Genomic DNA, 12,841 nt, shown 5'->3' with positions numbered 1-12,841 from the left:
TCGTGTGCGGCATCTTCGGCTTCGCCGGCTTCGATGAACCGGGTGCGCTGGCACGCATGGGCGATGCCATCCGCCACCGCGGGCCGGATGACGACGGCTTCTACGACGGCGGGAGCGTCCACCTCGGCATGCGCCGCCTGGCGATCATTGATCTGGCCGGCGGCCGACAGCCGGCGGTGAGCGAGGACGGGTCCGTCGTCGTCGTCTACAACGGCGAGATCTACAACCACCGACCGCTGATGGCCGAGCTGACCGAGCGCGGCCACCGCTTCGCGTCGCGCTGCGACACCGAGGTCATCGTCCATGCCTGGGAGGACGACGGCCTCCGTTGCCTGCCCCGCCTGCACGGGATGTTCGCCTTCGCCGTCCACGACCGCCGCGACGATTCGCTGACGCTCGTGCGCGACCGGGTGGGCATGAAGCCGCTGTACTACCACTGGCAGGACGGGCGGCTCGTGTTCGGCTCCGAGATCAAGGCGATCCTGCAGAGCGCCCACGTACCCCGCCGCGTGGATCCGGCCGGAATCGACGCCTTCCTGGCGCTGCGCTACGTCCCGAACCCTGCCACGCTCTTCGAGGGCATCCACGTCCTGCCCGCGGCGCACTACCTGCGCCTGAAAGACGGCCGACTGGAGATCAGGCGCTGGTGGGACGTGCCGCTGACGACGGGTCCGTACGTGCCGGACGGCGAAGCCCTCGAGGCGTTCGACGAAGGCTTCACGCGCGCCGTGCGCAGTCACCTCGTCAGCGACGTGCCCGTCGGGGCCTACCTGAGCGGCGGCGTCGATTCGAGCGCGATCGTGGCCGAGATGGCGCGGCTGGGCGGGACCGTCCGCACGTTCGCCCTTGGCTTCGGGACGGCCACCGACGAGACCGGGCAAGCGCGGGATCTGGCCGATCGGCTGGGGACGCGACACACCGAGATCATCTGCCGGCCCGAGCACTTCGACCTGCTGCCCAAGATGATCTGGCACCTCGAGCGCCCGATCGGTGACGCGCTGATTCTGGCCTACTACCTGCTGGCCCAGGAAACGCGGCGTCACGTCAAGGTCGTGCTGGCCGGCGAGGGGGCGGACGAACTGTTCGGCGGCTACAGCTTCCACAAGGTGCTCCTGTGGACCGAGCGCTATCGGCGCCTTGTGCCGGGCGCCGTGAACCGGCACATCGTGGCCGAGGCCGTGCGGCGGGCACCCGTCGACGTGTTGGATCGCTTCTTCGTCTTTCCGGCCCACCTCGGCCGCGAGGGTCGGGGGCGCGTGGCGGACTTCCTGGCCGGCTATGACACGCGCGGCCTGTACGGCAACTACACCTGGTTGCGGACGCTGTTCAGCCCGGCCGACCGCGCCCGGCTGTACAGCCCCGCCTTCGGCGCCATGCCGATGCTGGATACGCTGGCCGCACACGATGTCTACCAGGCCGGTCGGCGCGTAGCTGACCCGGCGTCGGCGAACTTTCTCGATCGGTTGCTCGCGTTGCAGTTCGACGACTGGCTGCAGGACTTCGCGCTGCTCCGGCAGGACAAGAGCAGCATGGCGCATTCGCTCGAGCTGCGGCTGCCCTTCCTCGACGCCGACCTCGTCGACCTGGCGTTCCGGCTGCGGCCGCGGTGGAAGGTGCGCGGCTTGGCGGACAAGGTCATCGAGCGCACGTGGGCACAGCGGGTGCTGCCGCCCGAGAACACGCGGCGCAAGAAGAACCCGTTCTATCTGCCCGGCGAGTTCTTCGTCGACCAGCCCGCCGTGGCCCGGCTCATCGAGCGAACGCTGAGCCCGGACGCCGTGCGCCGCCGCGGCTACTTCGAGCCTGCCGCGGTGCAGGCCCTGGTCGCGCGCATGGCCGGCCGCGAGTTCATCGTGGTCAAGCAGGTGATGGCGCTCGTGATCCTCGAGCTCTGGCACCAGATCTTCATCGACGGGGACGCGCCTTGACGGAGGATCGCGGGCCGTTGGCGGCGGATCGACGGGGTGATCCGGCCGGGCGTCGATCGTGGCTCCGTCGCGCTTCTCTCGCCGCGTTGCTCGTCGCATACGTCTCCCTCGCCTGCGCGTATCGTGATGCGACGCCGTTCGGCGAAGGGCCGGACGAGCCGGGGCACATCGCCTACGTCTCGTTCTTGCGGGCGAACGGGCGCCCGCCACGGCACGGCGAGGTCGGCGAGCCGCTGCAGCAGCAGGTGAAGCACCCGCCGCTGTACTACGCGCTCGGCGTCCTGGCGACATGGGGACATGACGACCGCGACCTCTACTTCGTGCCCAACCGCCAGTTCGTGCCGGACTTCTTCGATCCCGCGACTTACACCGCCCACCACCACTCCGCCGACGAGCTGCCACCCATGGCCCCGCGCTACGCGTTCGTCGCGGCGCTGCGGCGCCTGTCGATGATCCTCGGTCTGGTCACCGTTCTTGCCACATTCGCGCTCGCCCGCACCGTCGTGCCGGGCGCGTGGTCGTCGGCACTCGCTGCGGCGGCCGTCACTGCCTTCCTGCCGCAGTTCCTGTACATGAGCGGTGTGGCGAACAACGACGCGCTGGCGTCGGCCGTCGGCGCGCTGTCGCTCGTCGCCGCTGCGCGCGTCGCCGTCCGGTCGCCCCGCCGGCGGGCGTTCGCCGTGCTCGGCCTGCTCCTCGGCATCGGGTTGCTTGCCAAGCTGACGACGCTGGCGCTCGTGGCGGTCGGGGGCTTGGCGATCGGGATCGCGGCGCGGCGGGCGCGCTCGTGGCGCGTGCTCGTGCGCGGCGGTGCGTGGTGCGGCGGGACGCTGCTGGCGGTGGCCGGGGCGTGGCTGATGTGGAACGTGGCGATGGGCGGCGACGTGCTCGGCTGGGCGGGTTTCGAGCGCGCCGCCGTGGCCAGCGTGCGCCGAACGCCGCTGTGGCCGGAGCTGCCGATGTACTTCCGCGTGCAGTTCGAGTCGTTCCTCGGCCGCTTCGGCTGGATGGTCGTGGCGATGCCGCAGCGGTTGTACGCGGCGTTCGGCGGGTTGCTCGTCGCGTGCGCGGCCGGCTGGACCGCGCTCGCCCTCCGACAGCGGCGGCGTCCGGACGACGCCGACGGAGTGCTGGGCTGCGCCTCGACACGCTGGGCGGTGGGCCTGCTCGCAGCGGCGGTCGTGCTCGTCTACGCGTCGGTGTTCCGGTTGGCCTTCACGTTCGATCTCGTCGTTGCCCAGGGCCGGTACCTGTTCCCGGCGCTGTCCGCGTTCAGCGTGCTGTTCGTGCTCGGACTGACCGGCTGGCTGCCGGTGCGATGGCGACCGGGGGCGCAGCTCGCCCTGGTCGTCGGGTGGTTCGGACTCGGGACCTACGGGTTGACGCACGTCCTGCAACCGTCGTTCGGGCCGGTGCGAGGGTCGCTGCCGCTCGACGACGTGCCCGCTGCCGCAGCGATGGGCGTCGACGCCGCGCCTGCGGCAGCCGGTGCCGACTTCGGCCCGGGCTTGGTGCGCCTCGTCGTCGACCCGTGCGCCCCGATCGCCCGCGTGCCCTCCGGCGCGGTGTCCACATGGCCGCTGACCTGGGTCACGTCCGGTCGCCAGCCCGACGATCCGCTGCGCCAGTTCGCGCAGCTCGTCGACGCCGACGGTCGCGTGCTGTCGGCCGACGACCGGATCCCGCAGGGTGGACGCTACCCGAGCAGTGCCTGGCTGCCGAACCGCCGCTTCACCGAAGACGTGACGTTCACCGTCCCACCGATCGACGCGCCGCGGCGGGCGACGATCGTGGCCGGGTGGCTTGCGGACCGCGGCTGGGACTCGCGCGTCGCGGCGGTCGGCGGGCGGCGCGAGGCGACGGCGTGTGATGCGCGCAGCAGCGACGTGCTGCCGGAGGGCGGCGGCTACGCCTGGCCGGTCGTGCTGCTGCCGGTGCAGCCCGTGACGTTACCGCCGGCCGCGCACGTGCGCACCGACGTGTTCGGCGAGCCGACAAGTGCCGTCCTGAGCGGGTACACCATCGAAGAACGCCTGATGCCGGCCGGTGAGGAGCCCCTGCGGCTCACGCTCTACTGGACGTCCGTGGCTCCGGTCGCGGGCGACGAAACCGTGTTCGTGCACCTCACGGATGCGAGCGGCTGGCCGGGCGCCGGTGCGGACGGCCCGCCGGCGGGCGGGACGTACCCGTCGTCGTTGTGGCAACCGGGCGACGTCGTGCCGGATGAGCACCACATCCCGATCGGCGGCCGGGCGAACGGGTCGCTGCGGCTGTCCGTCGGCTGGTACGCACCGGAAACCGGGGTGCGGCGACCGGCGCGCGATGCGGCGGGCCGGCGATGGGGGGCCGACGAGGTCGTCCTGGGCACGGTGGAGATCTCTCATGCCGGCGTGCGGTTCGAGCCGCTCGAGCCGCTGCCCTGACGAGGTCGTTGCGGCCTTCGGGATCAGCGTGTCGGGATCAGCGTGTCGGAAACTGCAGGACCGTCGTCCAGTCGCCGACCGCCAGCACCCAGGGCGTGCCCACTTCGTCGGCGCCGGCGACGAGGCGGCGGATCCGGGTGTTGACCACCGGGCCCTGATGCCATGCCGTGCCGTCCCAGCGCAGGAGCCGCGTCGCGCCGCGGCCCGGATCGTCGTGCGGGGAAGGGCAGCGGACGGCGGCCCACACCGCGTTCGCCGCGGCGGCGCTGATCGCCGTCAGGCGGCACTCGAAGCGCAGCTTGCACGGGGCGGAGGCGGATGTCGTCGGGCAGTCGCCGTCCGGGCCGCGGACACCGAGGTCGTCATGGACGCGCAAGCCGCCGCCGCCCGTCCGGACGATGTCGCGCTCGCGCGCCAGCCACAGGATGTCGTCCCCCAGCGCCGCCATGCCGCCGACGCGTGAGGGCTTCATGGCGAAGCAGACGTCGCCCGCCCGTTGCCACGGATCGTCCACCGGGTTGGCGGATGGGCACGGGCCGTCGCCGGCCGGCGCCGGGCGGATGAAGAGCACCGCGCCGGTCGGCGATGACCCGTCGCCGCCGGCCCACGCGTTCCCGCCGTCCGTTGCGGCGATCGCGGTCAGTGGTGTCCGGGAGGCGGGCGCCTCGATGACGTGCCACCTTCCTTCGATCATGCGCCACACCCGCCCGCCGCCGCTTGGATCCATCCCGGCGGCCCAGACCGCGCCGCCCGGCGTGGCGGCCACGGCCAGCAGGTGACCGCCGGCTGTCGTCCCATCGGCCGGCGCCGGACGCCACGTCGTCGCGCCAGCCGGCATCCACCACGTCGCGCCGCCGTCGCCGACCGCCCAGTACGTCCTGCCGCTGTGGGCGAGCGCGCGCAGGCGGGGCAGCGGCCGGGCGGGCCGCCAGCGGCGCATGCCGGTGCGGTCGAGCTTGATCAGGTGCGGTCCGTCGGGCGCCGCCACGTCGGCCAGCGCCCAGCCGTGGTCGGGGACGCCCGCGACGTCGTACACGTCGTGGCGCTGCCAGAGCCTTGTCCACTCGGCACCCTCGGCGCCCGTCCCTCCGCCGGCGTCGACGAGCCAAAGACCGTCGCCCAGCGCATAGAGATAGCGTTCGGCACCGAGCGGGGCCAGGGAGTGGTGCCCGCTGCCGGACGGGACCGGTGCGCCGGCGGGCCATCGGGCAATGGTGGCCCATTCGCGGTCGCCGTCCGTGTGGCGGATGACATCGCGGGCGGCCCCGGTGTCGTCGGGGGCGGGCGTGAGGCCGTATGCGATCGTGCTCAGGTCGAGGCTATAGGCGTCGATCAGCGATTGGCCGGGGTGCAGCAGCTGAGGCTGCGATCGCCATTGGCCGCCCTCGAAGCGCCACACGGCGGCCGTCGGATGGGCCGCGGCGCTGCGCCCGAACGCCCAGCCCTGCTTCTCGGACTGTAGCGCGAGCTCGGTCGGGTAGCCGTTGAGCACGGCGTTCGCGTCGCGGCGCCACGTCCACTGCCCGTCGATCTCCTCCATCCGGGCCAGCACGCCGGATGGCCCGTCCTGTCCGATCGCCCAGAGCTCCTGGCCGCCGCTTCCGGTGGGCACGCTCTGGACGTCGAACAGCGGCGGCAGGGCAAGGCGGCCCTCGGTGTCCTCGGTGAGGTGGCGCCAGAGCGGCGGGTCGGCGCTGACGTCCAGCTGGGCGATCATCGCGGCGGTTCGCGTCACGCCGTCCGTCACGGTGACCGTCCCGCCGACCGCCCACCCGCCGATGTCCTTCGGCCATGGATCACCGATCGGCGGGACGCCCCCAGGTTTCAGCTCGATGCTGCGCAGCGTGGCCGTCACCCAGCCCGATGCGGCGATCGACCAGCACGCGCCGCGGTCGTCGCCCAGGCGGGCGATCCGGGCGCCGTCGCCGACAGCCCAGCCGCCGAGGTCGTTGGCGACCGTCGCGTGGTAGAGCCCGCCGAGGTCGACGCCGGTGGCCACCCGCCAATCGATGCCGTCGCCGCTCGGCACGCCGAGCGCCGCCCCGTCGCCGACGGCCAGCACGGCCGAGAAGGTCGGGGCACCCGCGTGGGCGGCGCCCTCGTCCGATCGGACGACGACAAGGTCGCGCACGCGGCCCATGCCGCCGCACCGCACCTGCCAGCCGAGCGGCAGGCACGCGTCGCCGGCGACGTCGCACGGGACGTCGACGAGCGTCTCGGCGCCGGGCGGTTCGAACGCGCGATCGAGCCGCGGCAGATAGATCCGGCCACCTGCGACGCCGCCATCACCGAGCCCATATCTCACCGCCGCGCCCGTCACCGGCGCCGACGGGCGGGCGATCGTGCCCGCGATGCCGAGGACGAGGGCGATCCGCGTCCATCGCGAGCCGCGCGCCAGAAGCGACGTCGGTCGCGCGACCCGCAGCGAGGGAACGGCCTTGGCCAACGGCGTTGGGTTGCCGGCGCTACGGGCCGGGCGTTGGCGTCGGCGCGACGGGGACGGTCGGCATCGCCACGACGGGTGCCGGTGTCGGCTCCGCCGGCTCCGGCGGCAGGAGCGCGGGCGATGTCGCCCCGGCGCCGCCCGATGCGTCGGCCGCGTTCGTGGTGGCGGTGGCCGACGGGGCGGCGGCCGGCCGGCCGCGGTCACGGCCGCCGTCCGACGATGGATTGCGCGGCGGCGCAACGCTCGCCGCATCGGCGGGCGCCGGCGGCACGGGCAGCGCACGATCGGCGACACCGGCCCCCGACTCGGTCGCGGCCAGCGGTCGAAGGGGCGCCGCTCGCAGGGCTGCCCGTGCCGGAACGACATCGTCCCGCTCGGCGGCCGACGTGGACGTCGCCGGGCGCTTGACCGGACGGTCGACGGCGCTGCGGTCGGCGATCGTGGCGCGCAGTTCGGCTGCACTGGATGGCGGGCGCACGCGCACGGACCCGACGGCCGGTGCTGCGGCGGCGGGAAGCGGTGCAGCCGGCTCCCGCTGATCGACGGGCGGCGGCGGGATGAAGCCGTCGCGGTCGACGGGCTGCATGACCCACACTGCGGCGATCAGCGCCGTGCCGAGCGCCGCAGCCACGAGGGCGGGCACGGGGCGAAGGACGACGCGGCCGATCAGCGGCGCGTCGATCGGCACGCCGGGCGCCGGGGTCAGCGTCAGCAGGCGATCGCGGAGCGCGGCCCGGAACTCCGGGCGCGCCGTGTGTCGCTCGTCGGCACCCAGCAGGCGGACGAACGGGTCATTCGGATCGAGCGGCGGGCTAGTGGACGGATGAGACCGGGACACGATGTTCTCCCTCGAGGAGCTGTCGCAGCCGCTGGCGGGCGCGGTGCAGTCGCTTGTGCACTGCGGCCGGGCTGCAGCTCAGGACGTCGGCGATCTCCGGCGGCGTCAGGCCGGCGTGATAGCACAGGCTGAGCACCTCGCGATCGCTGTCGGACAAACGGATGAACGCCTCGCGAACCATGGTGCGTTCATCGATGGGATCGGCGAAATGGACACCTTCATGGTGGGCCTGCGGCAGAAAGGGGACGAACGAGACGAGGTGAGCGCGACGATGGTGGTTGGCGATGACGTTGCCGGCGATCCGATAGAGCCATGCCGCGAACGGCACGCCGCGCAGCTCGAAGCGCTCGATGGCGACCAAGGCGCGCTCCCACACCGCGGCGGTCAGGTCTTCTGCCAGTGCCTCATCCCCCACCCGACGCGCCACGTAGTGGTAGATCGCGTCGAAGTGACGGTCGTACAACTGCCCGAATGCTTGGCGGTCGTGGCGTGCGGCCTCGACCAGCCAGTCCTCGTCGTACACCAAGGCTTCCGACCTCACGGGGTTAACAACACGCGACACGTCCTTCGCTGACCACAGCCCCAACGGACACCCGACGGACACCCCATCGGACGGTTGTGGCGCCGCATGTGAAGGCGACCTATCATAGCGCGCGATGTCGACCCCCGCACCGCCCCCTCCGACCGAGCCGTCGCCGCCGCCGACGATGCCGTTTCGCGAGATCGCGCCGACGGAGTTGGCCGCCCTCATGGCCGCCGATTCCGCGCCCCGCCTGATCGACATCCGCGAACCCCACGAGCGCGCGATCTGCTGCATCGCCGGCTCCGACTTCCTGCCGTTATCCGAAGTCCGCGCGTGGTGGCCCGATCTCGACCCCGACGAGCCGATCGTGTTCCAGTGCCACCATGGCCGCCGCAGCCAGTCCCTGTGCTACGCGCTGGCGGCGCAAGGATTCACGGCACTGGCGAACCTGACCGGGGGGATCGAGGCTTGGCGGGTTGAGGTGGAGCCCGGGATGATGGGCTACTGAGCGGAACGCGGACGCATGCCCGGTTCCCTCACCCCCCCATCGCCGACCGCACCTTCGTCACCACCCCCTCCGCCCGCAGCTCCGACATGTTGCACAGCTCACCGCCGAGGCACGCCGCCAGCTCAGCCGCCGGGCTGGTCGGGTAGAAGCGGGAGCGGGTGTACATGTCGACGACGATCGAGCGCACGCCGCGGCGGCGGAGCGCGGCGGCGAGGAGGCGCATCTCCTCGAGCGGCGCGCGGCCGGTGAGGGAGATGTTGCCGGCACCGTCCGTGAGGAGGACGAGCAACGGCAGGGCGGACGGATCGCGCTGCATCGCCTGCTGGAAGAGCTGGTCGGCGGTGTACAGGGCGTGCGACAGCGGTGTCTTTCCGCCGACGGCGATGTCGCGCAGCCGGCGTTCGGCCAGGGCGGTGCTGCCGGTGAAGGGCAGGACGATCTCCGTGCCCTCGCGCCGGAACACGGCAAGGCCGACGCGGTCGCGGCGTTGGTAGGCGTCTACGAGCAGGCTGAGCACGGCGCCTTTGGCGGCGGCCAAGCGCTCGGCGGTGGCCATCGACCAGCTGGCGTCGACCATGAACAGGATCAGGTTGCCGGCCTTGCGGACCCGCTCTTTGCGGTGCAGGTCGCCGAGCTTGATCTCGATGGGCTTGCCGGGCTGGATCGGCGCCTGCCGCAGCGCCGCCGCCCGCAGCGTCGCGTCGAACGCGATGTCGTCGTAGCGGCCTTCGGCCGGGCGGGCGGCCACGTAGCGCCCGCGGCGCGTCTCGGTGCGCGTCACGCTGCGGCGGCCGGAGGCGCGGCGGCTGAGACGGTCGAGGTCGGTCTCGAAGTGGCGCGCGGCGAAGGTGGCGGCGGCCTGAACGGCTTCCTCGGTCCGCGTGGCGTCCGGCTGGGTGTGGCCCGGCATGGGCTGCGAACCCTGGCCATCGGCCGACGGGCTAGAAGCTGAAGCCTCCACTTTTCGGCCCGTCGGCGTCTGGCGCCAACGGATCTCCTTTACCGTGCTGCGGCTGCCCGTCGGCGAGCGACGTCATGCCGTCGGCCGCGGTCTCGAGCCCGTCGCGGTCGGCCTGTGCCAGCACCTCGTGCACCGCCACCATGTCGGACGAGCCGCCCTCGAGCGGTCCGCGGCGCTGGCGGTGGGGCAGGGCCAGGCGGGCCGCAAGCGCCATGTCGGCCACGCTGATGGCCGTCCGGCCCTCGAACGCGGCGTTCGCCTGCGCCGTCTTCAGGATGGCGATCTCGGCCCGGTGCCCGTCGACGCCGGCGGCCGCGACGAGGCGCGCTGCCAAGCGGAGGTCGTTGTCCGTGATCTCGACGTGGCCGAGTCCGTCGCGCCCGGCGAGAATCCGTTCGCGCAACGCCGCCTCGCTGGCCGACCAGCGGGCCATGAACGTGTCCGGATCGTCGTCGTAGGCCAACCGGCGGCGGAGGATCTCGGTGCGCAGCTCGACATCGTGCACGGCCCCGACGGTCACCGAAAGGCCGAAGCGATCCGTCAGCTGCGGGCGAAGCTCACCCTCTTCGGGGTTCATCGTTCCGACGAGGATGAAGCGTGCCGGGTGGCTGAAGCTCACGCCCTCGCGCTCGACGACGTTCACGCCCATCGCCGCGGCGTCGAGCAGGACGTCGACGACGTGGTCGTCGAGCAGGTTCACCTCGTCGATGTAGAGCAGGCCGCGGTTGGCCGAGGCCAGCACGCCCGGCTCAAATCGCCGCTCGCCCGTGGCCAGCACGTGTTCGATGTCCAGCGTACCGACGACGCGGTCCTCGGTGGCGCTGACCGGCAAGTCGACGAACGGCGTCGGACGCAGGCCGCTCGGCAGGTCGAGGCCGTCTTCCAGCAGCGCAATGCACCGTTCGCAGAGCTGCGCCGTTCTGTCCGGATCGCAGGCGTATGGGCAGCCGACCACCGCGCGGATCGGCGGCAGGAGCGCCGCGAGGCCGCGCGCCGCCGTGCTCTTGGCCGTGCCGCGCTCGCCGCGCACCAGCACGCCGCCGATGTCCGGCCGCACGGCGTTCAGCACGAGCGCGCGTCGCAGATCGTCTTGCCCGACGATGGCCGAGAACGGGAAGAGCTGTGGCATAGGGCGACGATTATATCGTAGGGACGACGCATGCGTCGCCCGAAGGCCATCCGCGTCGCGTTGTGCCCCCGCCCGCAACGTGGACGCTGTGCGAATCGGCCAAGACCGTGCGACCCGTTCGCGCGCTCCCCCTTGCAATCCGTCCCTGCGCTGGTTATATTATCGTTTAGTTCTCGTGACCGAAGGATTAAGCCCGGCTTGAGCCCGGCGCGCGGAGGAACCTGTGGATCTGCAGCTGAACACGCGACTCGATCCACTCCTGGACATGGCCCGGGCGGCAGCCGGCGCAGTCGACCGGACGGCGTTCCTGCCGGTCGTGGCGCGCGGCATCGCTGAGGTCCTCGAGGCCGATGCGTGCGAGGTATGGCTTGACGTCGGCGGCCCGACGCTCTCGGCGCTGCACCGGGCGCCCGGTTCGGGTGCCCCGCCGCGCTCGCCGGAGCGCAGAGCGTTGGCCGAGGTGATGGCGGAGGCCGAGGTCGCCCACATCGACGGCTGGTTGTGCGTGCCCCTCCCACAGACTGCCGGCACCGGCACGCGCGGTGTCATCGCACTGTCGCGTTCCGTCGCGCCGAACGCCGAGGAGGTCACGCTCGTCGAGGTGGCGGCCACGCTCGCCCGGCTCGGACTGGACGCCGCGGATGCCGGGCGCTTCGACGCGGATGCACGCGACCAGTTCCTGGCGCTGCTCGGTCACGACCTGCGCGCACCCCTGTCGAACGTGCGCGTTGGGGCGCAGCTGGCGCAGCGCAACCTGGACGTGGGCGATATGGACAGCGTTCGCAAGGCGCTCACGATCATCGAGAGCCAAAGCGGACGGCTGCTGGCGCGGCTCGAGGCGCTGCTGGATGCCGTTGCGGCCACCGGCGGCTGGTTGATCAAGCTCGAGCCGCTCGACCTTGGCGCGATGGCTGCCTCGTCCATCGAACCGTTCGCGCTGGCGGCCGAGGAGAGGGCGACGGGCACGACATTCGATGTGAAGGTCGATGCCGGAACGCCGCTCGCGCGCGGCGATGCCAGTCAGATCGCGCGGGTGATCGAGCACCTGATCGACAATGCGGCCAAGTACGCGCCGGGCAAGCCGGTCAACGTCCGGATTCACGCATCCGAGGGCGGGGTGCGATTGGACATCACCGATCGCGGGCCGGGCATCCGACCCGAGGACGTCGACAGGGTGTTCACGCCGTTCGGGCGCGGCCGGAACACCGGCGACAAGGAAGGCTACGGCCTCGGACTGTACTTGGCGCGCAACATCGCCCGCTCGCACGGCGGCCGTCTATGGATCGCCCGCACCTCGCCATCGGGGACGACGATGTCGTTGACGCTGCCGGTGGCCGCTGAGCCGTCCCAGTAGATGCCGACGAGCGCCGAGATCCCCAAGCGCATCGCCGACCTGAAGCGCCTTCTCATCGTCGATGACGACGACGAGGCGCGTGCGCTGATGCGCATGGCGCTTTCCCTCGATGACTACGAGATCATCGAGGCCGCCGACGGGCTGGCGGCACTGCGCGTTTCTCACGAGATGCGACCCGACCTGATCCTGCTGGATATCGAGATGCCGCTCATGGACGGTTGGCTGACGTGCCAGCGGATCCGCGAGGTCTGGGACACGCCCATCATCATGGTCACGGCGCTTTCGCAGCTCGATGCCCGGGTCAAAGGGCTTGGCATCGGCGCCGACGACTACGTCTCGAAGCCCTGGGACATCGACGAGCTGCGGATGCGGGTCAAGGCGGTCCTCAAGCGCGCAAGCGATCGACCCTATCTGCAGCGACCGATGCGCTACCAGGACGCCCATCTGACCGTCGACCTGGCGACGCGCGACGTGGTCGTCGAGGGCGAGTCCGTGGCGCTGACGCCGATCGAGTTCGATCTGCTCCGCCACCTCGTCCAGCACCCCAACCAACCGGTGACCAGCGCCGAGCTCCTGCGATTGATCTGGGGTGACGCCTACAACGACGCCGAGGCGACGCTCCGCGTCCACCTCCACCACCTGCGCCGCAAGATCGAGCCCGATCCGCGCCGACCGCGCTATCTGCGGACCGAGCGCGGCATCGGCTACCGCTTCCAGACGGTGTAGCCGGG

Annotated in this window: 10 protein-coding genes; 5 read left to right on the top strand and 5 right to left on the bottom strand. The window is 72.0% G+C overall.

All coding sequences use genetic code 11. The features are described 5' to 3' along the window. Positions 1 to 2 precede the first annotated feature (2 nt). The gene (asnB, locus tag IPG72_14355) at positions 3 to 1,928 is read left to right on the top strand and encodes an asparagine synthase (glutamine-hydrolyzing) (protein MBK6770164.1); all 1,926 of its coding nucleotides are present in this window, start codon (positions 3 to 5) and stop codon (positions 1,926 to 1,928) included. Continuing rightward, positions 1,925 to 4,351, top strand: coding sequence for a glycosyltransferase family 39 protein (locus tag IPG72_14350; protein ID MBK6770163.1), 2,427 nt, complete (start codon positions 1,925 to 1,927; stop codon positions 4,349 to 4,351). The genes asnB and IPG72_14350 overlap by 4 nt, the downstream gene beginning before the upstream one ends. 37 nt (positions 4,352 to 4,388) lie before the next feature. On the opposite strand, the gene IPG72_14345 is transcribed toward IPG72_14350, so the two are convergent. Genes IPG72_14345 through IPG72_14335 form a run of 3 tightly spaced genes read right to left on the bottom strand, consistent with a single transcriptional unit; the run spans position 4,389 to position 8,176 of the window. Then, a complete protein-coding gene (locus IPG72_14345; protein MBK6770162.1) occupies positions 4,389 to 6,797 on the bottom strand; it encodes a hypothetical protein in 2,409 nt (802 codons plus the stop codon). Between the two features lie 19 nt (positions 6,798 to 6,816). Further along, positions 6,817 to 7,635, bottom strand: a complete 819-nt coding sequence (locus IPG72_14340) for a hypothetical protein (protein ID MBK6770161.1) — start codon at positions 7,633 to 7,635, stop codon at positions 6,817 to 6,819. Continuing rightward, positions 7,610 to 8,176 (bottom strand): RNA polymerase sigma factor, encoded by a 567-nt coding sequence (locus IPG72_14335; protein MBK6770160.1) that lies wholly within the window; start codon positions 8,174 to 8,176, stop codon positions 7,610 to 7,612. Before IPG72_14335 ends, IPG72_14340 begins: the two co-directional genes overlap by 26 nt. A 115-nt stretch (positions 8,177 to 8,291) precedes the next feature. On the opposite strand from IPG72_14335, the gene IPG72_14330 reads away from it, so the two are divergent. Next, positions 8,292 to 8,666, top strand: a complete 375-nt coding sequence (locus tag IPG72_14330; protein ID MBK6770159.1) for a sulfurtransferase — start codon at positions 8,292 to 8,294, stop codon at positions 8,664 to 8,666. A gap of 28 nt (positions 8,667 to 8,694) precedes the next feature. Here the strand turns inward: IPG72_14330 and IPG72_14325 are convergent, their stop codons facing one another. Together IPG72_14325 and IPG72_14320 are read right to left on the bottom strand one after the other, a co-directional pair. Beyond that, positions 8,695 to 9,576: a VWA domain-containing protein gene (locus tag IPG72_14325; GenBank protein ID MBK6770158.1), complete on the bottom strand. Its 882-nt coding sequence runs from the start codon at positions 9,574 to 9,576 to the stop codon at positions 8,695 to 8,697. A gap of 31 nt (positions 9,577 to 9,607) precedes the next feature. Continuing rightward, complete coding sequence (locus IPG72_14320; protein ID MBK6770157.1) at positions 9,608 to 10,756, bottom strand: ATP-binding protein; 1,149 nt, start codon at positions 10,754 to 10,756, stop codon at positions 9,608 to 9,610. Between the two features lie 223 nt (positions 10,757 to 10,979). Here IPG72_14320 and IPG72_14315 point away from each other — a divergent pair, with 223 nt between their 5' ends. Further along, complete coding sequence (locus tag IPG72_14315) at positions 10,980 to 12,110, top strand: HAMP domain-containing histidine kinase (protein ID MBK6770156.1); 1,131 nt, start codon at positions 10,980 to 10,982, stop codon at positions 12,108 to 12,110. Next, positions 12,111 to 12,836, top strand: a complete 726-nt coding sequence (locus IPG72_14310; protein ID MBK6770155.1) for a response regulator transcription factor — start codon at positions 12,111 to 12,113, stop codon at positions 12,834 to 12,836. It begins immediately after the preceding gene. Positions 12,837 to 12,841: the final 5 nt, after the last annotated feature.

Source organism: Candidatus Avedoeria danica, from assembly GCA_016703025.1.
Lineage (GTDB): Bacteria > Chloroflexota > Anaerolineae > Epilineales > Epilineaceae > Avedoeria > Avedoeria danica.
The sequence above is the reverse complement of the archived record's forward strand: the minus strand, read 5'-3'. Positions and strand labels throughout refer to the sequence as shown.